The sequence below is a fragment of the Kribbella sp. NBC_00382 genome (genome assembly GCF_036067295.1).
Classification (GTDB): Bacteria; Actinomycetota; Actinomycetes; order Propionibacteriales; family Kribbellaceae; genus Kribbella.
Genome location: NZ_CP107954.1, coordinates 5289274 through 5312893, shown reverse-complemented (window position 1 = coordinate 5312893; position 23620 = coordinate 5289274). Strand labels below are relative to the sequence as shown.

Sequence of the window (23620 nt, the reverse complement as noted above, 5' to 3'; positions counted from 1 at the left end):
GGCCGTGGATGCAGGATCAGCGTGGACGTGGTCAGCTGTGCCTTGATCGCCCAGTGCAGGAACGGATTGGCCAGTTCCCGAGTGGTGTTGCCGCCGGCGCGCCACCGATCGAGCTGGGTCTGAGTGAGCTCGACGAGAGTGCCGTTGTGCTCGGTGAGCCAGTTCAGCAGGTGATCGCGACGGTCACCTGCTGCTTGGCCCGCAGGAAGGCTCCGTGGGTGACGGCGGCCGGCGAGCTGCGGAACCGGCGTTCGTGGTGCCAGGTGACGTAGCGGCGGATGACGTCGCGGTGGGCTGGGTCAGTTGCGTGTTCGATCGCTTCGGTCGACCAGGTGCCGAAGCGGCTGAGTAACTCGTCGCGCTGTGGCAGCGCGCCGTACTCCACGAGCAGCCCCCGGATATAGGTCTTCGACTGCTCCGGGGCGGACACTTGATCGAGAAGTTCGTGCGTCAGCTTGTCGGCGGCCGCGATCGCGCGCAAGGTCTGCTTCACGTGGGGCTGCCGGATCCAAGTAATGCCGCTGTTTGGCCGTCCCATTGCCTTGAGGGCTCTGGCCAACGGCTTCAGTTGCTCGGAGATTGCCCCGGTGGCGGGGTTGGTCAGCAGATCGTCGACGAGGTGGGCCAGGTCGCAGCGCCAGCACCTGCCCTTGGACCTCAGCTCGCCCTCTTCTCCGCAGACTCGGCAGTCGAGGTTGAGGTGCTGCAGCCTCGAGCAGGCCCGGCACGCCAGCGCGCCATCGACGAGGCCGGGCAGGATGCCGGTGTGGCCGCAGCCGCAGGTGCCTGTAGTCCGTTTGGCCTTCTGGTAGCAGTAGCGGCAGATCTGGCCATCGGGCCAGTTCGCCACGAGTTCGTGGTGCTCGGCGCAGCGAGCGCAGGGGTTGGGCCAGCGCTGCGGATTGCTCGGGGTGCGGGGTCTAGTCATCGTCGCTCGGCACGATCCGGACGCGGCGTGCGATCGGGTCGCCCGGCCGGACACCGAGGTCTTCGCTGCGCCGCGGGGCGTCGGCGGTGGCCGCAGCTCGCATCTCTACGAAGGGCTCGAACAGGTCGCCGGGGGCGCAGTCGAGGATGTCGCACAGAGCGGCGAAGGTGCGCGCGGGGATGCGCTCGGGGGTGCCGGTGACGAGGCGGTAGACCTGGCTCTCGGACAGGTTGATGCCGCGGGACTTGAGCAGGGCGTGCAACTCGGTGCTCTTCCAGAGGTTGCGTTGGGCCATCAGGTGACGCAGGTGCCACTTGAAGCCGATCCTGCGCTGTTCAGTCATGCGCGGTGTCCTTCGGGTTGTCCGAGCCGGCGGGCGATCATCTGCCGGACGGTGCGCTGTTTGAAGTCGGCCGAGACCGACGTGTAGAGGCCGGTGGTCGAGGCGTAGGCGTGACCGACCTGGGTCTGGACGAACGCGGGGTCGTAGCCGGCCTCGATCAGGTGGGTCACGTAGGAGTGCCGCAGGCAAAGAAGTCCGAGCTCTTCAGGCAGCCCGGCGGCTCGCCGGAACCCGGCGAAGGAGTCACCGAGGCTGCCGAGATGAACCCGGTGGGACCGCTCACTGGGCCAGAGTGCGCTCGAGCGCTCGGCGGTCTGGAACCGGCCACGCCCCTCGGGACTGACCCAGTACTCCAGGAGTGGGACGACCCAGGCGAACTCGGGAACGGTCAGCACCGTACGGCGTCGGGGTCCGGAGGCGGTGGTGCCTTTGGCCCAGCGCACCGTTGTCGCGCCGAACGGCCCGTAGTCGGGCAAGTGTGGGTTCGGGCCGAAGTCGTTGAGGTCGAGCATCGTCAGCTCGCGGCGGCGCAGGCCGTAGGCATAGCAGGTCTTGAAGGCGATCGAGTCCCGCATCGCCGGCAACCACCGCTTCGACCCGGCGGCGTACTCGCGGTCGACGACGTCGTCGATGTGGTCGAACAGGTGCTGCAGTTCGGCTTGCGTGAACGATCGCCGTGCTGGCGGTACGGCGTCGTCGGTGGTGTGGCGTGGGGTGTTCCAGTCGAAGCAGATCTGGGTCGGGACGTTGCCGAAGGTACGCTCGCACAGGTCGCCCCACCCGTAGCCGGGATGGGTCAGGTAGGCGCAGAACATCGATACGGCGTTGCTGTAGGAGCGCAGCGTGGTCAGCCCGATCGGCCGGCTTCGGGAGCGGAGCTCAGCGAGGAAGTCTTCGATGTCCACCGGACGCCAGTCCACGGATAGTCGCCGGTGAAAGCCTGGAACCGCCCGACGACCCCGGTACGGGCCTTGATCGTGTCGACCGCCAGGCCGCGGGCGAGCATCTGGCTGCGCCAGCCGTCAACCATCGCCTCGAACACCCGGTCGTCGGCCCGGAACAGGCTGACATCAGGATCCCGCAGAACCCGCGGCACGAAGCCCGGAACACCATCCACCAGCCACTCCCAGCGTGGAAACCTGCATTAAACGCACGAACCCTATGCCGACCAGCGCACTCGCGGGATGGAACGACACACCAACTGGCAGCCGACCTCAACAGCAACTGCGCTCTGACCTGCGCAGATGCCCGAATCGCCCAGGAGCGGGAGTTCTTGCATTAGATGCAACTCCCGTGAGTCCACCACCGATAACAGTCGCTATGTCCGCTAGTTGACTTCGCATCGCATCAGATGAATCAACCGCGACAGGGCTCCCCTGCTGCGAAGGCGCCGGATGGGCGCAGCTGATGAATCATCGATCATCCGATGCAGCTTGTTACGTGTGCCGGGACAGGGATCAATCACCGGGCACCTGCCGCGGAGATGTCCAGTTGGCGGAGCCGACAAAATACCCATGGGAGGAGATGGCTGGTTGGTTGCTCACGCGACCTTCGTGCCGAGGAGGGCTCGCACCGGGACCTGCTCGATGTACGGCCGATAGGGATGAAGCACTTCCCGGAGCTCCGCTGCGATCTGTGGACGCTCCTTGGGCGAAGGAAGGCGGTCGACCGGTAGCGCGCTGTAGACCCCGCCGAGTAGATGATCGAAGTCGAGCTCGTCGGAATAGTCGAGCTCGACCTTGCTGACCTCGAAGCCATTGGCCGTCAGGCTCTGGCGATAGCGCTGTTGCGTTGCGTTGTCGGTGCCGCAGCTGTCGGTTGGACGCCCGCCCAACCAGTCGGACAGCCATTCGCGTAACGCCCGTGACCAGTCCGAGTCCTGCAGCCACAGCGGGATCCCGTTGGCCACGACCATGACACCACCTCCAGGACGCAGGAGCGGACCGACCGCGGCAAACAGCGCCTCATGGTCCATCCAGTGCAGTGCTTGTCCGATCGTCACAGCACCAACCGACTGATCAGCCAACAGTGATCGCAGCAGTGGAAGGTCAGAGTCGCTGCCGACCATCCACGCCACACTCGTGACGCCCTGGTCCTGGGCGGCTGAGCGGGCGTGGACCAGCATGTCTGGTTCGGGATCGACCCCTATCACGGCCCGAACATGCGGGGCGATCGGTGTCGCCAGTTGCCCCGTGCCACAACCGAGATCGATCACGAGATCGTCGCCCGTCAACGAGAACCCATCGACGCACGCGCCGATCAACCCTGACGGATAACCGCGGCGGTATCGGTGATACAGATCAGCAACCTCGCCGCCAAACCCCAGATCCATCGTCTCAGAATGCCTCCTCACGTCGACGATCCGACAGGGCTTCTGCCACTGGCATAACGCCTGTCGGCCGTTTGGAAGCTGACCGCTGACCGTGCTCGAGTCCAGCACCTCGCCTGGCTCAAGCGGACCCCGGTATTGCACTATCGGCCGCAGCAATCAGTCTGACGGCTGTCGGTCAACTGCCGGCGAATGCCACGACTCACTGGGACCACGACACGTGGAGCGTCCAGCAAAAGATCTCGGGGCTTGTCCTCAACTCCTCCCGTGGGGGTTGTCTGGAGCAACCTGGACTTGCACTTCTTGATGGGCGATTCCAGCCTTCCCGATGGCATCGACCGAATCAGAGTCCAGGTCTGCAGCACCATCGACGAGATCCCCTAGAGCTGTTCCGAGCAGTTCAACATGTGGCGAGATCACTAACGGGCACCCACGGGTGGCCTTCGACGCGCTCGGTGCCTCCGGGCTGGCTGGCAGTAGAGCCACATGATCAGCCTTGGCCGCGTCGGCTGGGCGCCGGCACCGCCAAGACCGCATCCAACGAGTCCCTCGCCTGCGTCGTCGGCCCGGTGAAACACGCTTCTCGTCGACCTGCTGTGCAAACGCGTCCAGGGCTGCTCCGGCGCCATCCGGGGCGCGATCGCTTTAGCGTGCCGTAGCCGTGCCTCAGGGTCGTCTGCGATAGATCGGCAGGGACGAGGCGCAGCCGGGTACTCACCGCGACACGGGAAGCGGCAAGTCGGAGTGGGTGAGGCGGGCGACCCGGGGAGAACTCGAGTGGTCACCGCGACAGAGGAGCGGCAAACAAGGGTGGGTGGGAGCGGGCGGAGCGGCGGGCGACGTAGGAGCCTGCGGCGGAGGGCGCGTGGGGGTTCTTCGGGTGGGTGGTGCTTGTGGGGCGGGTGGGACTCGAACCCACGACCCAGGGATTATGAGAGCCATGCCATCACCAACACTGGCCACCTTCAGCCTCCAGCAGGTGCAGAACGTACCCCGCTAGACGCCTTGATCACCTCCAGTTGACGCGAGTTCATGTCACGAACCATGTCACGCCGCCTGTTGGCCGCGGGGCGTGCGGGCGGGACTAGCGACATATCCCTGGTCCCCTCGCCGAGGGCTGCCGGGCAAGCCGATAGCAACTCTTATGTAAGGTTCAATTCTGGGATAGTGCCTTACATATCACAGGCGCGGTCGATGCATGGAAGGTTCGCCGGCCAGCGACTAGGGTGCGCAGGATCGACGAGACTCGCCAACGGCTCGCCAAGCATTAAGCGGTACGCACCGAACCAGCCGACAGCGAGCAACAGCACAAGGAGTGGGTGACAATACTGCGATGGGGGTAGCAGAGTGGCTCGAGAATCACGCTGATCGTCTGTCTGCTCGGCAACGCGCGCGAGCTGATATCGCAAAACTGATCGCGACTTTCATGGCCGGCGTCGCCGCAACACTCGTCGGCACGGCCCTTCAGGTCAGTCCCACCAATACAATCGATCGGGTCGCCACTTGGTTCTTGGGGGCGGCCGTCGTCCTCGCGCTGGCCGTCCTCCTGCTCGACCGCACAAAGGAGGCTGACCACGCGGCCCTCATCATAGAAGCAAAGTTGCAAGGATGGAACGATGCCAAACTGATGGCTGAGCTGCGGCACGAGGTGATTTCAGCCGCTGACTACAACCTGCGCTGGCTGCCCGTCATCAGAGGCGCTCTCGCCTTACAGGTATCTGCGTCCGTGGCAGCCGGGGTCTTAGCAGCAGTCTCCCTGTTCACCGCCGGTGCCGCCTAGACTATAAGTATGGCTAGCAGGTCGGGACGAACAGTCGGCTGGGGCCCATTCCTCATCCCCGGCGAGAAACGCACGTGGAAAAAAGCCACGAAGGCAGCACGGGAGCTGCTCGACGCCGCTGAAGACGTGGACAAGAGGTCTGCTGCCAACCTGACCACCTCCCAAACTGACTCGGCGGCCATCGCCGTCGAAACACGGCACGACGAGCCAGAGGAACGGGCCATGGCGGACCAGGCCGCGGCCGAACTCGAAACCACCCTGGCCGAGCGCCGCCGCAAGGTCGAGCAGGAGTTCGCCGCCCGGACCGCACGCGCCGAGCAGCATCTGGCGGCGGTCACCTACCGTAGGGCCGAGCTGCAGCGCGAGGTCGACCACGCCCGTTCCGAGGCGGAGCACCTGGCCCAGCAGCAGCTGGCCGACGCGAATCGTCAGGCGGTGGAGATTGTGGCCGCCGCGAAGGACAAGTCCGAGCGGATCCGCGCCGAGTCCGAGCGCGAGCTCGCGGCGGCGATCCACCGTCGCGACAGCATCAACGAGCAGCTGACCAACGTCCGGCAGATGCTGGCCACGTTGTCCGGCAGCCCGGAGATACCGGCGCAGCTGCGGCGCCTCATCGAAGACGACAAACTGCGGGCAGGCTCCAAACCAGAGAATGTTGGCAGCAACGATCCGGCAGATTGACCGCGGCGACACATAGCAAGCGAACTGAACAAGCGGCCGCCTCGCCGGAGGGCGATGCGGAGGACAACCCTTGGTCTCGTGAGTCGGCTCGCGAACATCGAGGCCTACACAGCTCGGGTCACAACGCGACGGATGTGTGCGACCCGAACGTGGCCTCTGAGGCTAGAGACTTCCTCGAGCCGCTGACCCTCTGCTCAATCCCCGTCGAGGTGCCCCGCGCGGCCGGGCGAGTGGTTCTTCCATTACCGGCCGCCGACCAACGAGTGACGGCGTACCTGGCGACCAAGATGACCGCAGCAATTCAACCGCGCACGGACCACGGCCGGCCGATGACATCCGCACCGTCGGCACTCAGTACAGAAGTTGCGCCCTCCTGGGTCGCCAGGTACGCGGCCCTACGCCGCCGGGCCGGGTTACTGGCTCCCGGAATGTTCGCCCTCCCACACCACCACCTCTTCGTTGTCTGCCGGTCGGGTCCATTGACCTCGCGTCAAGTTGAGAGCACCAGTCACTAACCGGTCGGTTCCAGCAACCCCGCAGGTGCAGTCGAAGGTCGCTGACTGTGCGGCCCGTATCACTGAGAATGCCGCAGCGGGAATCGGCTCGTGAGGCGGTTCTCCCAGACGAATCTCTGTTGTGCCGGATCCACCGATGTAGAGGCCGCCCCTTCGCGCGTCTACACCGTCAGGCGGCACGAAGTCCGCCGGCGGCGCCGCCTCGCCCGGCCTGCGGAAGGCCCCGAAGTAGGGCGCTCCACCGTTGGAGAACCGCAAAGTGAACGGCAGATCAATCGTGCCCCCGGGACCAGTCATGCGGATCTCAGCTCGTGCGCGATGGGTGGGCAGCATCGCGCGGCCAACTGACTCGAAGAACGCCTCGCCGCTTCCCTGCGCGTGAACCGTCTGTGTACCGTCCTTGGCGGTTTTGAGTGTGCAGCTGAAGTTGAAGCTGATCAGCTCCAGAACCGGCAGGTTGGCGGCCGGGACGACCATACGTAGTACCTCGTGGCGACGCGCAGTTCTAACCCGCGTTGCCTCGCGGATTGGAATCTCTCGATCGACGCCCTGAATTCCAGTTTTCACGAGGTACGGTGCGCGGTCCGTCTCAAAGTGGAGCGCGACCAGGCGGGCTTCTCCGATGCCGACGTTGAGAGCCCGCAGTGTTGGAGCAGCACCCTCATCGAACCGCGCTTCTACCTGGGTCCACCACTCCGCTGGATCCGTGTTATCGACACCGACAACCGTCCCCGAACTCTCGTCGACGCCTATCAGCCATAGGATCGAGGTCCCTCGCGCTGCGTTGGCGTTTGCGGCAATCCTTCGCGCCGCGCGTTGACGATCCTGAGGCCATTCGGCTTTGCACTCGACTCGGTCATCTTCAACCCGCTCGCCTGCCGCGACGGCGTCCACAACGCTGATTGCCCAAGCCTCGATCTGCTGGAGATTCATGACAGGAGAGGGTATGACCTTGCACCGACTCGCCCAGACCCGGTCTGTGGAAACTGTCGGCGAGTGGTGGGATCGTTTTGTGGTATGAGGATCACTGAGCGGCATCTGGAGGAGATTCCGCGGGCGAATCTACGGATACCAGTGCGTGAGTTCGCTCGTGTGTGGTTGCGGGCAGAGATCCGCTCCGATGAGTCGGCGGCTGCAGGTGAGCCCGAGGACGGGTACTTGAGTGGGGTGTGCGCGACGTGCGAGTGGCTCGCCGGCGCGTACATCAAGGTGCCTGGCCGTGGCGGGCAGCCACGGATGACGCTTCGGCCGGCTCCGCTGACGGCGGGCTACGGCAACGTGAAGGCGTACGAGGAGCTGATCGCGGCCGAAACCGTCGCTGCCGAGCAGGTCGTCGCCGGCAGTCCGCCTGGCAAGCCAGGTTTTCCTGACGGCGTGCTGGCGACACTGCTCTGGGCCTGGCGCGGGTTGGGTGTGCCGCCGATCGAGCTACCACAGAAGCAGGCTCGCTGACGTCCACTGCGCGTTGCAGGTAGCTGCAAAAGCGCTAGCTGGGTGTCCGTGGGGCTGCTTACTGTGCAGGGATGAATGGTGCTCGAAGCAACGACCCGCAGCGCCCGGCGTGGCCAGCACCGCCCGGCGCCGTCGCCAGCCACAATCCTGGCTGGCAGATCAAACCGCCGCCTGCCGCGATCCATCAGGCCGCCCAGCAGCCGCTTGCGAACCCGCCTTCGGTACTTCCAAGGACCACCCAGCCACTAGCCCCGCCCATGCTGCATCCCAGCCCGGCGGTCGCTGACTCGCAGTCGGTCGCGCCATGGCCTGCGCGGCCTGCCTCGACCCACGTAGCGGAATCACGCCCGGAGCCCGCCCGGCGCGGGTGGAAGCAGTTCGCCGGCGTAGCGGAGCTGGCCATGGCGCTGCCGTGGCTGTGGTGGTCGTGGATGTCGATCCAGTTCATCGGCCTGTTCAGCACCACCGCCTACCGGGTGGTACTGACGGTCGCGCTCGCATCCGGCATTGGGATCTTCTTCCACCAGGCCGAGGCATTCCTGGCCACGAAATGGTGGCGGTTGCGGGAGCCGTCCGATCAAGAGCTGGCGCGGGTCGCGCCCGCCTGGCTGGCGGTTTGCCGGGCCGCGGGCGTTGACCCCAACCGCTTCAGGGTATGGGTCTACGAAGGTCCAGAGCCGACCGCGCCGGCCACGGTCGGCCGAACGGTCGCAGTGACCAATTGGAGCCTCTACACGCTGCCTCAGCGTCACCTGGAGGCGGTTCTCGCGCACGAGCTGGCGCACCACCTGGCGCTGCCCCCGAAGGTGTCGATGTTCTTGTACTGGCTCTCGTTGCCCGCCCGGATGACCGGCGTCGTACTGCGGGCCGGCCTCAAGCACCACTTCTGGCAAAAGGTCGTGGGGATCACCATCGGTGTCTTGACCTTCGGGGTGTTCGTGCTGTGGTTCGTGACCGAGTTCGACTACCACACAGTGCTCTTGTTGTCGGCCTGGTCAGCACCGCTGCTGATTCCGTGGCTGTCGCGCCACGGCGAGCAGGCCGCGGACCGGACCGCCGCCGATCTCGGCTACGGCAAACCTCTAGTGGAGGTGTTCGCTGGCCGTGAGTTCGAGCGGGCAAGCTCAAGCTCGACCTGGCGCCCGCAGCGCTTCGGCGTGGGCGACACCCAGCCGATCGAAACTGCCCGTCAGCGGAGGTTGGAGAAGTACCTCAAGAAGCTTGCCGAGGGCACCCATCAGCCGTACCGGATCGACTCGGCCTAGGCAGGGCAGAGCACGAGGCACCTACCGCAGGTCCAGCTGGTCAGGGAGCCCGCTGCTGGCGGCGCCGTGGCACAGCAAGAGTTGTCGAGGCTCGGAGAGACCTCGGGTGGCCTGCGACCAATTGGTGGCCCCGAAGCCGGCTATCTGGCGGCTCGTGACGGGTCCAGTGGTCGCGGCCTCGCCCGAGGCCCTACAGACAGACTGCCGTAATCGAGCGTCACCCGGTCGGAGTTATCCACAGGGCCGCCTGGGCCGGACCGCGCGGTCGCAAGGGTCCAATGGCGAGGCGGCTGCGAGCTCAGATCTACATGCGGAGGATCTTGCCGTCGAGCGGGAGCGCGGGCGACGGTGGCGGAATGAGCGACGACGCGGCGGAACCGGTGAGCGCAGTCCGGGTCGGTATAGGCCAGTTCCTGCTGGCAGCCGAACGTGTCGTTGCCGGCCTGGTCTTCGTTGCCGACGGCGACCGGTTCGAGGTGATCGGGGAGCCGATGGCCATCGGCGGCGATCGCTATCTGGCCACCGTCCGCGGTCCGGCAGGCGACCTGACCGCACAGCTCAACGTCGGCCACCGCGTCAACTAGCCGATGGCTGGTGCATCGTCGGCAAGTGGTCGGCGACGGACGTCGGCCGGGGCGAGCCACACGTAGGGCACGAGCAGCCGCGGGTCCTGGCAGAACAGCTTGACGTGGTGCTGTGTCCACGCGATCGCAGTCGCCTCGACCCATTCCTCTCCGTCGACCTCCCACACAAGTCGGGCGTCAACGTCGATGCGATAGTCCGAAGGGAACGGTTGCAGGGTCCGGGCCACTGCTGGTGGTGGCCAGTGCTCGTTGGTGACGTCTTGGTCTGGGACCTTCTCGCGGTCGAACCCGGCCGTACTGTGCCCGCTGAGCAGGGGGCGTCGCGCGGGTGGCTGGCCGGTTGGCGGCGGTGCCGCACCCCGCTGTCTTCGTGCCACGGTGCGACCTAGGCCGCCGCGGTGGAGGAGGCGTGGAACTCGGCTGCGAAGGCAGCGCCGAATGGCGCCAGGTCCGGATCGGCCGGGTCCGCGGGGTGGCAGTTAACGCCCTGCCAGGCCCACAACTTGCCGCCACTCAGGGTGACCCCGCCCGGTGCGTAGCCGAGCGCCGACCCGGCCGCGTCGGGATGAGTGTGGCCCATACGCTGCGCCGCCCTGATCCGTCCGCGAAACTCGTCCTCGAAATAGACCTGACCGTGGTCAGGGCCGCCGTCGAGCGTGATCGTCGACAAATTACTGGCCATCAGAACGCCTCCCTAGCTGGGGTCGTATAGGCGCCGGATGAGTCCGGGGCGGGCGGCGGCGCTGCTGGTATTTCGAGTGGACGAAGCAGCTGCTGCGCGAACCACATCTCGACGGTTCGGGTATCGCGGGGATTCGGTACGTAGATGACGCGAGCCTGCCAGTCGTCGGAGTTGGTCCGACGCCATTCGAGGATCAGGCCGGGCCACGGGCCGCGCTCATGCGCGGTCGCCAGCACCCAACAGTGCCGGCGCGCTCGATCCGGACCTGGGTATCGCGGGTATCGCTTATTGCCACCCATGAAACCCAGGGTAGAACACGTGTTCGATTAGAGCGCAACCTGCCGTCAGTGTCGGCGCCGGCACATGGGTTTTAGGGTGACCTGAACACACACTGTGCTCGTTGTCACAGAAAGCGACTTCTCAATGTGAGCGGAGTCACTTAGATACGCTCTGTGGCCATTTCAGACGCGCTTAGGCACGGTTAGGACACCTGGTGCTCACCCTGGATCGTTGAGTCGTCAGAGAGCCGCTCAGGGCCTTTCCAGAGGGTCTCTGCGCATCTGAGCGTTTGCATCGTGACCTGTTTGAGCTAGATTCGCCGTCGGATAGCTCGCCTTCTGCACCAGACCTTTCGGGGATCCTGCAGGGCCTCGACCGAGGTCCAGGAAGGAGAGCGAAGACCTCATGGCTGTGCTCAAGAAGTCGTCTCAGGACGACGGGCGTGGCAAGCGGAAGGGTCCGGCTCAACGCCGTTGGCGTCGGTCCGGACCCTGGGTACTCACCGTGCTAATCCGCGTAGTGGTCGACTGGTGGTTAGAGAACCACTAGCCCTGAAGTGGGTGGGCCGTCAGTGCTTTCACGGAGCGCTGGCGGTTCCACTCGAGCGGCCTTAAGCGTGTATACGTTAAGCACGCTACAACTATGAGTCAATTTTCCACAAGCAAGTGAGATCTAGTCGACTGAGCGCCGACTCTACCCCTTTTGACCCACCTCTAGCTGCTTCTGAGGCCTACCCGCGCATGGTTGCGACTCAAGGTGTGCGCTTGGATTTGCGGGGGTGTCGGGTGCCTGCTGCGAGTCCTGAGGTGATGGTGCGTTCGGCCTCAGTCCTGGGCAGTCCGATCCGGCCGGCCGCCGATATCAGCTCGTCGCGGGTGGTGGCTTCGTCGAGCATGTCTGCGCCAACCAGTTGCCCGAGTGCGAACGCGGCGGCGTTGAGCGCGTGGTTGCGTCGACCCTCCGTTGCCTTCAGCAGTTTGTCGAGTTCGCCGGTCAGTGCCGCCATCGCGTAGGCGTCGGTGTGCCTGGAAACGGGGCCGGACCGGGGGCTTGGTTCGGCGGGTTCGGGTGTGGCGAGGGCCTGGGTGATCCAGTCGGGTAAGGGCTGAGCTGGCAGGGTGCCGGTGCCCTGGTAGTAACGCTGCCCGATCAGTGATCCGGCCCCGACGACGTATCCGCCGTGGCCTCTGGTGTCGACCTTCCAGCCGATCCGCCCGGCGGTGTTGGACAGTTGCCGATCGCTGGGCTGCTGGAAATAGAGGTGTCGTCCTCCCGACGGTGTGGTCACGGTGTAGGTGGCCGGCACGCTCGCTGAGTGATCGGCCGCGATCAACGCGAGCACTTCTGCGCCGCTGGCGGCTCCTCGAGAACCCCATTCCGCCGGTGGCAGATCGTCGGGCGTCTTGGGCAAGTCGAGGTCCACAACCAGCAGCCCGGACGGGCCGGTCGCGACGCCGATGTTGTAGGGGGCTTCTCGCCAGGTGCGCGCGATCGTGAGGTGATTGGTCGTCGCGGCAGCTTCCCAGTCCTTGGCAACGGCGGGCACCTTGCGGCCTGGGGCGAGAGGGAATACGAACAGTCCTTGATCGGCATGCCAGTGCGCTGCCCGGCTGAGCATCTGGTGCGCGGCGTCGGTCACCGGCTCTGGTTTGCGTCGCCGCCTGGTCGGCAAGCTCACGGCTCGACCTCCTTGGCAGTGGGGCGGACTCTTTCAGACTGGACCCGGTGCGGCGTCTCGGCGTCTGGTTCGCGCAGCTCGGCGTAGGCCCGGACTCCGAACGACCCACGGTTGGCGTAGGTGCGGTCCCCGCCGGCGACCTCGAAGTGCTCGCGAAGGTGCGCCAGGAGGCGGGCGATCTCGTCGGCCTCTCCGGACAGCCTGACCTTGATCGTCACTCCTGAAGGCCCTTCACGCTTGTGGCGTCGGTGGGGCTAGTCAGGGAGCGGTGCCTGGGGTCGCCGTTCCACAGGACCCGCAGTGGCCCGTGCCCGGCGACCGTTGCCAGGTCGACGATGTGGGACGTCGAGGGTTCGCCCTCGATCGGCAGCGTGCAGGCGTAGGGGTCGCCCTCCTCAGTGAAGTACAGGACCCAGACATCGGCGTTGGAATCGAGCAGCACCGGTGTGGTGCCGTCGGCCTCCCAGACCAGCCTGTCCAGCTCGGCGACGAGAGTGAGTACAGCGCCGTTGGGGATCTTGTCGGTCACAGCTTCTCCTAGGGTCGTGTCCTGGTTCGGTGTGCCGGTCATGATCAGTTCTCCTTCGGGGTCTCTGTGGGGACGCCGTAGTGGGCGAGTTCGGGGATGCGCAGGTGTGGCCAGTGGCCGTCGACCAGGACGGTGTCGACGAATCCGGGCGACCAGTCGGGCAAGGTGTCGCTGCCGGGCAGCAGCGTGTTCTCGCGGGCGTGCTGGTAGAGCCTGCTGGCCAGGTCGGTACCCCACCCATCGGTCCGGGCGCGGGTGTCGCTGCTGGTGACAAATTGGACGGTGACACCCAGCTCGGTGGGATAGCCCAATGGATTCTCGGTCCGCAGTTGCTCCCACCGTGCCGCGACCATGGCAGCGAACCGCTGCTCGTACTCGGCGGCGTCGCTGTCTTCGAGGTCGATCAGAGCAATTTCAACGTCGTCGATCTGTTCCAGCTCGGCATCGGTCAGTTGGTCGCGCGCCGGCGTCCAACGATCTCCGAACAGCGTCTGACGGATGTGGGCCAAGCTGGCTTCATAGGTCTCGTAGATGCCGAGTTCGTCGAGTTCGTAGGTGCTGCTGGCAACGATCTCGACCGGTTCGGTGCGGTACGTCATCAGGAACTCGTCGTCGCAACCGACGGTGCTGCTCAGCAGTTGACCAACGCCGGAGGCTTCCCACGACCCCGGGCGCCCCTGGATCACGGCGTAGCTGCTGCCGAGGTTGGCGGCGACCGTGGCGAGCACGTGAGTGATGAACTCGGCGCCGTCGCCAGGGCGTTGCTCGTTGTTGATCGCGCGGATCGCGCGGGTGATCGCGGTATGGGCGACCTCGAAGTCGTCAGGCTGTGCGGGGCCGTTGCCCTGAGCATCAGTGGTGTTGGCGGGTGGTGTGATCATCTCGGGTTCTCCTTTGTGGGTTGCTTGGTTGGGATCTCTAGGTCTTGCTGAGGGATGAGAGGCGAGTCGGATCGACGTCAGCCATGCGGCACTTCTCGGTCTGCCCAGTCGAGTGGTAGCTCGGCGACCGGCTCGAGTTGCGGGCTGGGTTTGAACAAGTCGGGGTTCGGCTGCTGGATGGCTGCGAGAGCGGCCTGCAGGTGAGTCGCGTAACCGTGTTCGTTCCGGGCCAGCCGAGTGGAGAACGTCAGACCGTCGCATTCGGGGTAGACGCAACGCAACGGCTCCAGCATCACCTCGGGTTCGGTCGCGAGGTCGGGTGTGAGACCGTTGCTCAGGTCGCTCATTGGCCGGCCTCTTCGATCCAGCCGTCGGTGTTGACGTGGAACGAGAGTTCTGGACCCCAATAGGCGCCGCGTGCAGCGTTGACCCATTTCCGGGCGTGCACGCTGCTGGTGTAGAGGTCGTTGCAGCGGCTCGGCCCGGTCAGCTCGGTCATCGAAGACACTAGCCAGCGCTCCCCGTGCGGGGTGAGCATGACGTGGAAGTTGCCGGGGTCGAGTTCGGCGAGCAGGTCCAGCTGTACAGCGTTGGCCAGGTCGTGCTGTGGTTCAGTCACCGGATCTCCTGGTGTGGTTGGAGGTTGGGGAGGGGTCGTCACGCTCGGCCCCTCCCCAGGGGTGAATAGGCGATGTGGGCTTATGCGGCGGTGTCTTCGCGGTGGAGTACTGCGCGCAGCCGGGTACCGATCCACTCGCCGACCGCAGGGGTGACGGCGTTGCCGTAGCCGTCGACCTGGTCGCGGGCTGATCCCCAGACCTTGTAGGTGCCGTGGTGGTCGCCGAAGTCGGGATCGAAGCCGCAGCCGCGACCGATCTCGTGTGGCCCCATCATCCGGAACTTGAGATCCTCAACTCGCCGCTCAGCCAGGGTCTGCTGCCATTCGGCGAACACGAGCGCGGTGGTGTCGCGAGATGTCAGCGCGCCGAACGGGTCGGTCAGCGGATGCGGTGCGGTCTCGGTGCCGGTCGAACCGTTCTGCTTGTACCAGCTCGCGAACAGCAGACCGGGGATCTGCTCGGCCGTCACGGTCGGCATCGCCTCAGCGTGCATCGTGGGCCTGGTGTTCTTCCTGAACGGAAGGACCGCACTCGACAGGAGCGCCATCGTTTCCGAGCCGCCCTGCGTCGGCAGCGGATCACCAGCGCCGCGTGGAGCGCCCTGGAAGTTGTCGATGGCCACGACTGCACCGGTGCTGAGGATTGCGGTTTCTTGCTGGCTGGTCTGGGTGGACATCGGCTGCCACGGGTGCCGCTCCGAGCCGCGCGTCGCCTTGGCGGGCATGAGCACCGCGGGGAACTCACCGAGCCGTTGGCGGGCTCGTTCGATGCGGGCCATGGTCGACGGCGCCAGGGGCTTGTCGCGGTCACCGATCCGGGTGCCCAGGTTGGACAGGTCCAGAGCGGCCAGCGACGGCGTGAACTGCGGAACCACGGGGAAGCGGCACGACGGGCAGCTGTATTCGTACTGCTTGCCGTAGCAGACCGTCCCGGTCGGCGGGATCCCTGTCTTCCACCTTTGCTGTGACTCCACCACCGTGCTGCAGAACGAGCACCAGGCGATCGGGCGGTGTTCCAGGTCGGGGGCTTCAAGCTTCTTGTCCCAGAAGATCCAGTAGGCGCGGTCACGGGACTGGCCGACCTCGAAGAACATCGAGTTCAGGAACACGACCTTGTGGTCGTAGCCCTCGATGTCGAACTGCTTGAGCCACCAGCGGTACGTCGAGCCGTCGCCGACCTTTCGCTTGCCCGGCACGAGATTGCCCCACGACTGCAGCTGGGTCGTGCACTCGATGAGGATCATCCGCGGGTGGTGCTTCTGGGCGTAGTGCAAGACGCAGTTGGCCGTCGCCCGGTCACGTTCCGACCGGGTCACGCGGTCGTCGTAGTCGGGGTCGTCCATGTCGAACAACGTCAGGCCCTCTTCGTAGGCCTTCATCGTGTTCGCCGGAGAGTGGTTCACACACGAGACGCCGGCGGCGACAAGATCCGCAGCAGGAAGGTCCCGCACATCGTGGTAGTCGGCCGAGTCCTGGTTGGCGAGATCGGCGATCCAGTGCTCGGTGGTGGGGTGGTTGGCCTCGTGGACCTCGACCTTGTAGGAGTTGTGGTTGGCGGCCATGATCACGTCGAACCCGGCCCGCTCGATGCCCTGCGTCAGGCCCCCGAATCCGGAGAAGAGGTCAAGGGCGGTCAGGGTGTCGTGCCGGAACCGGCGCTGCCGGACCGCTGGCCGGTGCGCCGCAGTGCGGGTGCGCTTCGTCGCCATCATCGGCCGTCACCAACCCGACCGGGAGAACAGCTTCGTGCGGGTCTTGCGGGCCGGGCGCGGCTTCTCGTAGAGGTGGCCGCAGCAGAGGGGTCCTCCGCACAGGAGGTGCTTGCTTGGGTTGCACCACGGCTGGCATGGGGTGGGGGTTCCGGCGGGCTTGTTCTTGGTCATGGTGTGCTCCCTGGCGCCTGGTCGCTGGTGGGCGTTGTGTTGGCGGCAGCCCCGTTCTTGGGGGCCTGCCGGCTACTGCCGCCTAACAGGCCGTCCAAGAGGCTCCGCGCGAATTGGTGCCGGCCGTTGTCACGTGGTGGACAAGTGCGAGGGAGCGCAGCGACCGGTGAGCGAAGCGAGCGCCGCCGTCCTCCAGGTGAGAACTGCCGGCACCAATTCGGGTGGAGGGGGACGGTCTGTTTAGCCGCCCGCCATACCCGCGCCAGGCTGTTCTTGCTCCGGCCCCCTAGGGCCGGGTCGCTCTCCCGCCCGCCAGGGGCGGGAGAGCCTGGGCAGCGCTTCGCGCTACAGACCGGCGGCCGGGTCGTCGGCCTGCTCCGCGGCTGTGTCCTTGTGGTGCTCGTTGTCGGTCTGTGCTGCGGTGTCGTCGCGGTGCCAGCGCGCCAGCTCCTCATCGCGCTCGTTCGCGGATGCCTGCTGCGCGGCGTCGAGCTGCTGCCGCGCCTGATCGACGACACACTGGGCACGCGCCGCCGCGACCGCACACGCCGTCGTCTCGGTCACCGCAACCGGCTCATCGGCCGTCTTCGCATCCGCCGGCTTCTCCGCGGCAGGTGCAGCCTCGGCTGCCTCGATCGGTTCCGAGACTCCGGCGCCGTCCGTGACGGCGTTGTTGTTCTCCCTGTTGTCGCGGCTGTGCTCGGCGGCCTGATCTCCGACTTGGCTGGCTTGTTCCTGGCCCTGGTGGGAGCCGGGAGCTGCCCAGTCCCCGTACGGCGGGCGCTCCCGTTCGGCGGTTGGACCGCTGCCGGCCTTCCACGCGGCCTCTTTGTCCGCGTCGGTCAGCGGGTCACCGAGCCAGCCTTTTCCCCGCAGCTCCACGGGCACCGGGTCGTCGGTGTCATCGGCGGCGTCGAGGTTCTCGGTGTTGTCGCGGTCGCCGTAGTGCAGGGCGGCTTCGTGGTCCATCCAGTCCTCGAAGTGTTCTTCGCGGGACTTCTCCACGAACTCATCGCCGTCATCGGACGACGACTCGTCGGCAACGACATCATCGGCGACCTGGTGGTCGGTATCGGCCGGTGTGTCGGTGAGATCGTCGCGGGCCGCAGGGGCTGCGTCCTCGAAGATCACGCGGGCACGGCCGGTGTCTGGATCGGTGCTCAGCCGTACGGTGCTGCCGTCGGTTGCTCCGTCACGGGTCATCCGAGTCACGGCTGCGTCGACGTCTTCGCGGCTGTAGGGTTCGCGGCCGGCCTGTCGGGCCTCTCGTAGCAGCTCGCCGTGCAGCGACTCGAGGTCGAGCCACGCCGACGGGAAGTCGGTCTCGACGTCGGCCATCCCGTAGGCGTGCTGCACGGCCCGTTCAATGCCGCGTTCACGCTGCAACCTTGCCCCGGCCTCGTAGTCGCTCTCTTCCGTGGCGTTGCTGGCCTGCTGACCGTCGGCGCGCTCGTCGTGCTGCTCGTCTGGCAGGTTGGGCGGAAGTTGGAGGCCGTAGCGGTCAAGGAGGTTCTCCATGTCCGCCTGCGCGGCGGCGCGGGACTGCTCGATGGACGCCTGTCGATCGGGGGCGGCGATCGCGTGGCTCATAGCCCACCACTCTTCGGTTTGCGCGTGGTCGGTGATCTGGTCGGCGACGGTTCGCAGCCGACCGGCCGTGTCGAGATCACCGGCCGCGACCATGGCGTCGGCCTGCCGCGCGAGTCGACGAATGAACTCGCTGTGGCCTAGGTCGGGTGTGGTTCCGTGCTCCAGCCAGTCATCAACGCTCGCCCACGAGTCATCGCCGCCGGCAGCGGTGTCGGTGTCGGTGTCGGTGTCGGTGTCGGTGTCGGTGTCGGTGTCGGTGTAGAGGCTGCCGAGGCCGGCTGTGCGGGCGAGCTGGTCGGCCTGCTCGCGCATCTGCGCGGCCTGCTGCCGCAGGCTCGCGGCTTGCTCGGGCAGGTCGGCGTCGTCGAGCCTTTCGGCGTCGAACTCGGCCCGTTCGGCCTTCGAGGCCAGGTCGGAGATCTGGTCCATCTCGGGCGTTGCGGTTTGGTCGCTTCCCGCGGAAGCGTGGCCGTCCGTCGGTGGGTAGAACCTGGCTCCGTCCCCGAGGTCGATCGGCTCGGGGTCGGACCGAAAGACCTGCGCGGCCTTGGTGTGGTGGCGCAGGTGCGCCCGTCCCTTGGCCCTCCACTCTTCAAGGGCTCCGGGTAGATCGGCCGCGGTGATCTTCTGCTGTGCGAGGTCGTCGGCGACGTAACCGAGCTCTTCCCCCATCTCGCGCCAGACCGACTCGTAGTAGGAAGCCGTCAACGAGTCGGTTGCGGTCTCGGCGAGCGTCCGCAGATGGTCGAGCTGGTCGGTGAAGGGCGCCAGCTCGTCGTCTCGTTCGGGCGTGGTCGCCTGTTGTGTGGGCCGGATGAGCTGGGTCAGTCGCTGCGTCCAGCGGGGTCGGTCGGTCATCGTTTTGCTCCTGTTCTGGGGGTGGTTAGTCGTCGTACCGGTCCATGACCGGGCCGGCGTCGTGTGCTGTGTCGTCGTGGCTGGCAGTTGCGGTGGCCTCACTGGCGCGGGCCTGGTCGTCGTCGTGCCAGCGGGCGAGTTCCTCTTCGCGGGCGGCCTCGTCGGCCTCGTGGTGCTGTTCGGTCGTGCTGCGGTGCTGAATCTCGATCAGCGCCCGCTGCGCCCGTCGTGCCGCCTCGGCGGTTTCCTCCGCGCTCGGCACCCGCGGGGTATCGGACTCGGCGACCTTGTCTTCGGTCGATGCGATCTCGCGAACGTCGGCCGGTACCTGGCTTTCCCGTGCCGCCTGCTGCTCGGCCGGGTCGGCCGACCGCTGGACGGCTCGGTGGTCGGCACCTTCGTCCGTGTCAATGCCGTCGGCAACGATCTCGGCGTCGACGAACTCGGCCTCGTTGACCTGTTCGGCCGGGCCGGTGGCGAGTTGGTCGTCCACCAGTTCGGCCTCAACGAACTCGTCGCCGGGCCGAGCGGTCGCCAGATCGCGTTCGCGGGCTTCAGCGACCTCGGTCAGGTCGTGCTCGTCGAGGAACCGCAGATCGTCGGTGTCGTCTCGGTCCTCGGTTTCGAGCTGGTCAAGCAGCTCGTCGCTGGTGGGGCCGGTGTCGGTGTTGTCGATGCCGCGTTGCTGCAGCTCGTCGGCGGCGCGCATCGCGGCGGCCTGGGTCTCGGCGGTGTGGGCCAGCCACACCGCCCGCGCGTCGTCGGCTTTCTGCAGCTCGGTGGCGCGCAGGTCGAGCGCCTCGGCCAGCGCTTTGGCCTGTTCGGCTTCGGTACGTAGCTGCGCGCGGGTGTCCTCGTCGGGGCTCGCATCGGCCTCGGCGTTGCGCAGGGTCGCGGTCCGGCGCTCCTGCTCGGCGGCCTGGCGGGTTCCGGCCAGTTCCTCTCCGACATAGGGCGGCGCCCAGGCCTTCTCGCGTTCGTAGGCACGGACCCGGACGCGGAGCTGGCCGGGCGACATCTCGGCTTCGGCGCGGTCGGCCTCGGGCCGGCCGAGCGCGCGCCAGGCGGTCCGCCAAGACGCATACGCCTCGACTTGCCCTGGCTTGGGCGGTGGGCCGAGCGCGTCGTCGGCGGCGTCGTGTCCGATCACCTCGCGGTGTGCGGCGACCTGGGCGGCGCGCTTGATCCAGTCGGCGCGCAGCGGGTCGTCTTCGGCGGGAAGCGGGCCGAGGGTTTCGGCCCACTGAGGCTGCTCAGTCGCGACCTCAGCGCCGAGTTCTTCCGCGCGGGCATCGGCTTCGCGGGCCAGGTCGGCCAGATAGGAGGCCCATTGCGGGTCGTCGATCTGCGGGAGCCGCTCCGCGTAGGTTTCGCCCACGGTGTCCAGCACAGTCGCTTGCTTGATCCGGTCCTGGATTACGAAGCTGACGTTGCGGGCGTCGTCGAGACTCCGCTGCTGGATGGCCTCGGAGAGGACCTGGCGCGGGTCCTTGCCTGCGAGTTCCACCTGGCGCAGCAGGCTCGCCAGTGTCCCGGCACCGTCGTCGGTGGCCAGCGCGTAGCGCTGGTCTTGTGTGAGGACTCCTGCGTCGGTGAGTTCGTCGAGCCACCCGGCCGTGCGGCCTGCGGTCGCAAGCGCGATCCCGTCGGCCAGCAGCTCGGCCGGTGTCCGCAGGCGCTGTGCTTCGGCGGCGGACTCGGCCGCTGTTTGCAGTGCCGACAGTTGCGGGTTGTCCAGCTCGAACGTTGCCCGCAGCACCGACAACGCTGACCGCTGCGCGGCATCGTTGGTCTCGCCGAACTCGGCCTCGGAGGCCAGAGCCTTGGTCACGACGTGGGCGGTGTTGCTGGCCCGGCCGCGGGTCATCGCAACATACAGCGCGTGCAGGGAAGTGGTCTGGGTCGCGACCAGATGGCTGGTATCGACCGTCATGCCTTGGGAGGAGTGGACGGTGGCGGCGTAGCCGAGAGCGACGTGCTCGCGGACATAGCTGCCGGGCAGATACATCTCTCGGCCCGGCGCGCGCGTCCGGGTCCCTTGGATCAGCGGGACGACCCGCAGCCCACCGTCATCCAGAACGGCGTCCACCACGAACTCGTCGCGGTTGAACGCTGCTCGGATGTTCCCGAGATACCCCTTCAGATGCCACGCGTTGAGCCTGGTCTGGATCAGGTCGCCACGCCCCACCCGGTTGCCCGAAGACGCCAGCGCCACGGTGCGGTCGTCGTCGACCTGACCGTGGGCGACCAGTCGGGCGCGTAGCTGCGCGGACAGCTCGGCGGCTTGCTGGTTCGTGTCGACGATCAGCAGCGTGTGCCGGCCGTCGAGGTGGTCGGCCAGCCACGCGTCGGCCGCCGATCGTTGCGCGGACTCGATGTGGCCGCCGTCGAGGATGCGGCCCTGTTTGTGATAGTCCGCCAGGACCGCTGTGTCACCGTTGCGCAGCCGCAGCGACGCCGGCCCCTCCCAGGGCTGGGAGAAGCGGCGCGTCTCGACCAGCTCGCGGGTTGGCGCGTTCTGCGTGACCAGCTCCATGCCGCCACCGGCACCGACTGCGGCAAGCTGCCGGTGATCGCCGACCAGCAACAGCTTCGCATCGGCATCGGCGCAGCGCGCCTGGATCTCGGCCAGGTCGGTGGTGTTGGCCATCGCCGACTCGTCGACCACCACCAGGTCACCGGCGCGCAGCCGCCACGCCTCCTGCTCGGGGCGCGCGGACTCGTCGGCAAGATGCTGCTGGGTCTGCAACCAGCGGGTGATGTTCATCGCGGAGACGCCGTCGGCGGCCAGTACCTCGGTCGCGACCTGGGACGCGGCAAGTCCCACCATCCGGTGCCGCTGCCCCTGCCACAGGGCCGGGTCCTCCCACGCTCTCGCCAATGCGCCTACGACACGGGACTTGCCGGTGCCTGCGGGACCGACCAGCGTCTCGACGCTCGCGCCGGAGGAGAGAATGTTGCGCACAGCCTCGGCCTGGTCCTCGCCGAGTTTTAGGCCGTCCTCGGCCATTTTCTGCACGAACACCATCGCGTCGCTCCACGCCATCGCTGCTGCTCCGCGCGCGTAGCCCGCGGTCGCAAGCTGTCGCTCAGCCCGCACATGGTCAGGTGTCACGTACCGGGCTGCGCCCGGCGCCGAGTACGCCGAGGACCCGTCGGAGCGGACCAGCTCGGTGGGCAGCGCGCCGGCCTGGCCCCGGTTCTTGGTGTCGACCTCCTGCGCCATGGCCAGACCGCGTTCGGTCAGCTTGTCCAGCAGCCGAGCGACCTTCGCGGGCTTCATGGTGCCGAGGTTGTCGGGCAGCGCGTCGCTGATCGCTCGGGTCAGATCGGCCGCGCGCCAGGTGGCGTGCTTGGACTGCACGTCGGCCAGCGCCAACTCGAGGACCTTGGTCTTGTTGACCCGGCCCGGTAGCCATTGCCGCCGCCGGGTGGCGAGCACGTCGGCGGCGACCTTGCCGAGTCCCCCGCGGACCTCGGCACGCAGCTGCGCGTCCCATCGTTGCAACCGGGCTTCGTAGGTTTCGCCGTCGTGCGACTTTGCCCGGCGGGTCGCCAGTGTCGCGGTCTCCTGCAACCGGGCGAGTTCGAGGTTGTTGGGTTCGCGTCCGAACTTCTTCTCGAACGCGGCCACCAGCGGCGCGGTCTTCTTTGTGATCGCCCGTCGGCGTGAGCTGAACAGATCCATCACGGCCTGGTCGACGCCTGCGATCTCGCGCGACTTGCCGTCCGGGCGCATCACGAACTGGACCCCGAGCGCGTTCACGAGGTGCTGTTCCATCACCCGCTCACCGACGGCCGCGGCGGCCGGGCGGACCCGGTGCAGTGCCTTGGAGTCGAGAGTGCGCCACTTCCCATCGGGTCCCTGAACGCGGTTGAGGATCGCGTTGTGGATGTGCAGCTGCGGGTCGTGGTCGCGCGAGTCGTGCTGGAAGAACGATGCGATCGTCCAGTCGCGGGTTTCGGCCCATCGGCCGGCCGCGCCGCCGTGGTGCCCGACGCGGGTGTATCCGGCGTTGTCCTGCAGATACGACAGGGCGGCGCTGTTCCCGGCCCAGATCGCATCTTCGACGATCTGCCTCCGCTGACCCCACTGCACCGCCTCGGACTCAGCGACCCGCACCGCGGTGCGGTAGCGGTGCACCGCAGGCCGGTCACCGGCCCGCTGCGCCTGTGCGAGTGCACCGCGGGCTGCCTCGGCCGCACCGAGCGCCTGCACTTCCTCGGCCTCGAACGCCGTGTGCAGCACCGTGATCGATTTCTGCGGGCTGAACGTCGCGTCGTGGAAGGACACGTTGTTGCGTACGGACCGGCCCGCCTCAGCCCGGAGCTCGTTGCGGCGCTCCGCTGATGCACCGGGCTCCTTGGCCAGTGCAGCCGCGTACACCTCGGCCTCGGTCTTGTACGCCCGGCCCGTGTGGCCGAGCGTGTCGGCCTCGTCCCACAGGGCGGGGTCACGGAAGCGCTCGTCGCGCGGGTCGAGGTAGCGCTCATACAGCGCGGTCATGTCCTGGTTGTCGACCTCGCCGGACAGGCCGAGGGCCGCAGCGCCTCGCCCGGACCAACGGCCCGGCGGTTCGCCGGCCGCGACCGCGCCGGTGTAGTAGTTCTCCCGGCCGGTCGCAACCGACCCGGTCAGATAGCTGGCGCTGTGGCCGCTGTGGATGCCCATCACAGCCATGCCGCACCGCCTGCCGTGATCGGACCGACGGGGCCAGAATCCGCCCTCGGGCGCAGGCCGACC

The 23620-nt window shown here is 67.0% G+C and carries 23 protein-coding genes; 5 read left to right on the top strand and 18 right to left on the bottom strand.

Annotation, left to right across the window (positions count from 1 at the left end; all coding sequences use genetic code 11):
* Positions 1 to 163: 163 nt before the first annotated feature.
* The 5 genes from OHA70_RS25545 to OHA70_RS25525 form a co-directional block, all read right to left on the bottom strand.
* Complete coding sequence (locus OHA70_RS25545) at positions 164 to 928, bottom strand: hypothetical protein (RefSeq protein ID WP_328321882.1); 765 nt, start codon at positions 926 to 928, stop codon at positions 164 to 166.
* Positions 921 to 1271, bottom strand: coding sequence for a helix-turn-helix domain-containing protein (locus tag OHA70_RS25540; RefSeq protein ID WP_328321880.1), 351 nt, complete (start codon positions 1269 to 1271; stop codon positions 921 to 923). Before OHA70_RS25540 ends, OHA70_RS25545 begins: the two co-directional genes overlap by 8 nt.
* A complete protein-coding gene (locus tag OHA70_RS25535; RefSeq protein ID WP_328321878.1) occupies positions 1268 to 2176 on the bottom strand; it encodes a tyrosine-type recombinase/integrase in 909 nt (302 codons plus the stop codon). Before OHA70_RS25535 ends, OHA70_RS25540 begins: the two co-directional genes overlap by 4 nt.
* On the bottom strand, positions 2119 to 2388 hold the full coding sequence (locus tag OHA70_RS25530; RefSeq protein ID WP_328321876.1) for a hypothetical protein: 270 nt from the start codon (positions 2386 to 2388) through the stop codon (positions 2119 to 2121). The genes OHA70_RS25535 and OHA70_RS25530 overlap by 58 nt, the downstream gene beginning before the upstream one ends.
* Positions 2389 to 2811: 423 nt before the next feature.
* A complete protein-coding gene (locus tag OHA70_RS25525; protein WP_328321874.1) occupies positions 2812 to 3603 on the bottom strand; it encodes a class I SAM-dependent methyltransferase in 792 nt (263 codons plus the stop codon).
* 1330 nt (positions 3604 to 4933) lie between these two features.
* On the opposite strand from OHA70_RS25525, the gene OHA70_RS25520 reads away from it, so the two are divergent.
* A complete protein-coding gene (locus OHA70_RS25520) occupies positions 4934 to 5380 on the top strand; it encodes a hypothetical protein (protein WP_328321872.1) in 447 nt (148 codons plus the stop codon).
* Positions 5381 to 5389: 9 nt separating this feature from the next.
* Positions 5390 to 6061 (top strand): hypothetical protein, encoded by a 672-nt coding sequence (locus OHA70_RS25515; RefSeq protein ID WP_328321870.1) that lies wholly within the window; start codon positions 5390 to 5392, stop codon positions 6059 to 6061.
* A gap of 413 nt (positions 6062 to 6474) precedes the next feature.
* On the opposite strand, the gene OHA70_RS25510 is transcribed toward OHA70_RS25515, so the two are convergent.
* Positions 6475 to 7509: a hypothetical protein gene (locus OHA70_RS25510; protein WP_328321868.1), complete on the bottom strand. Its 1035-nt coding sequence runs from the start codon at positions 7507 to 7509 to the stop codon at positions 6475 to 6477.
* Between the two features lie 84 nt (positions 7510 to 7593).
* On the opposite strand from OHA70_RS25510, the gene OHA70_RS25505 reads away from it, so the two are divergent.
* The 3 genes from OHA70_RS25505 (at position 7594) to OHA70_RS25495 (ending at position 9877) form a co-directional block, all read left to right on the top strand.
* A complete protein-coding gene (locus OHA70_RS25505; RefSeq protein ID WP_328321866.1) occupies positions 7594 to 8028 on the top strand; it encodes a hypothetical protein in 435 nt (144 codons plus the stop codon).
* 71 nt (positions 8029 to 8099) lie between these two features.
* Positions 8100 to 9293, top strand: coding sequence for a M48 family metalloprotease (locus OHA70_RS25500; protein WP_328321864.1), 1194 nt, complete (start codon positions 8100 to 8102; stop codon positions 9291 to 9293).
* 356 nt (positions 9294 to 9649) lie between these two features.
* Positions 9650 to 9877: a hypothetical protein gene (locus OHA70_RS25495; RefSeq protein WP_328321862.1), complete on the top strand. Its 228-nt coding sequence runs from the start codon at positions 9650 to 9652 to the stop codon at positions 9875 to 9877.
* Here OHA70_RS25495 and OHA70_RS25490 read toward each other — a convergent pair.
* The 12 genes from OHA70_RS25490 to mobF form a co-directional block, all read right to left on the bottom strand.
* Entirely contained in the window at positions 9874 to 10254 is a 381-nt protein-coding gene (locus OHA70_RS25490; protein ID WP_328321860.1) for a hypothetical protein, read from the bottom strand. The two genes, OHA70_RS25495 and OHA70_RS25490, sit on opposite strands and share 4 nt — an antisense overlap.
* A gap of 8 nt (positions 10255 to 10262) precedes the next feature.
* Positions 10263 to 10559, bottom strand: coding sequence for a hypothetical protein (locus OHA70_RS25485; RefSeq protein ID WP_328321858.1), 297 nt, complete (start codon positions 10557 to 10559; stop codon positions 10263 to 10265).
* A complete protein-coding gene (locus OHA70_RS25480; RefSeq protein ID WP_328321856.1) occupies positions 10559 to 10795 on the bottom strand; it encodes a hypothetical protein in 237 nt (78 codons plus the stop codon). The genes OHA70_RS25485 and OHA70_RS25480 overlap by 1 nt, the downstream gene beginning before the upstream one ends.
* A gap of 794 nt (positions 10796 to 11589) precedes the next feature.
* Positions 11590 to 12477 (bottom strand): bifunctional DNA primase/polymerase, encoded by an 888-nt coding sequence (locus OHA70_RS25475; RefSeq protein WP_328321854.1) that lies wholly within the window; start codon positions 12475 to 12477, stop codon positions 11590 to 11592.
* Between the two features lie 35 nt (positions 12478 to 12512).
* The gene (locus tag OHA70_RS25470) at positions 12513 to 12734 is read right to left on the bottom strand and encodes a DUF3970 family protein (RefSeq protein WP_328321852.1); all 222 of its coding nucleotides are present in this window, start codon (positions 12732 to 12734) and stop codon (positions 12513 to 12515) included.
* Positions 12731 to 13087 carry a hypothetical protein gene (locus OHA70_RS25465; RefSeq protein WP_328321850.1) on the bottom strand — a complete coding sequence of 119 codons (357 nt, stop codon included), beginning with the start codon at positions 13085 to 13087 and terminating at the stop codon, positions 12731 to 12733. The genes OHA70_RS25470 and OHA70_RS25465 overlap by 4 nt, the downstream gene beginning before the upstream one ends.
* Positions 13088 to 13089: 2 nt before the next feature.
* Positions 13090 to 13926, bottom strand: a complete 837-nt coding sequence (locus tag OHA70_RS25460) for a hypothetical protein (RefSeq protein WP_328321848.1) — start codon at positions 13924 to 13926, stop codon at positions 13090 to 13092.
* Between the two features lie 77 nt (positions 13927 to 14003).
* Positions 14004 to 14273 (bottom strand): hypothetical protein, encoded by a 270-nt coding sequence (locus tag OHA70_RS25455; RefSeq protein WP_328321846.1) that lies wholly within the window; start codon positions 14271 to 14273, stop codon positions 14004 to 14006.
* Positions 14270 to 14545: a hypothetical protein gene (locus OHA70_RS25450; protein WP_328321844.1), complete on the bottom strand. Its 276-nt coding sequence runs from the start codon at positions 14543 to 14545 to the stop codon at positions 14270 to 14272. Before OHA70_RS25450 ends, OHA70_RS25455 begins: the two co-directional genes overlap by 4 nt.
* 80 nt (positions 14546 to 14625) lie before the next feature.
* The gene (locus OHA70_RS25445; RefSeq protein ID WP_328321842.1) at positions 14626 to 16257 is read right to left on the bottom strand and encodes a DNA cytosine methyltransferase; all 1632 of its coding nucleotides are present in this window, start codon (positions 16255 to 16257) and stop codon (positions 14626 to 14628) included.
* A 516-nt stretch (positions 16258 to 16773) separates the two neighbouring features.
* Positions 16774 to 18876 carry a hypothetical protein gene (locus tag OHA70_RS25440; protein ID WP_328321840.1) on the bottom strand — a complete coding sequence of 701 codons (2103 nt, stop codon included), beginning with the start codon at positions 18874 to 18876 and terminating at the stop codon, positions 16774 to 16776.
* Between the two features lie 25 nt (positions 18877 to 18901).
* Positions 18902 to 23557, bottom strand: coding sequence for a MobF family relaxase (gene mobF, locus OHA70_RS25435; RefSeq protein WP_328321838.1), 4656 nt, complete (start codon positions 23555 to 23557; stop codon positions 18902 to 18904).
* Positions 23558 to 23620 lie beyond the last annotated feature (63 nt).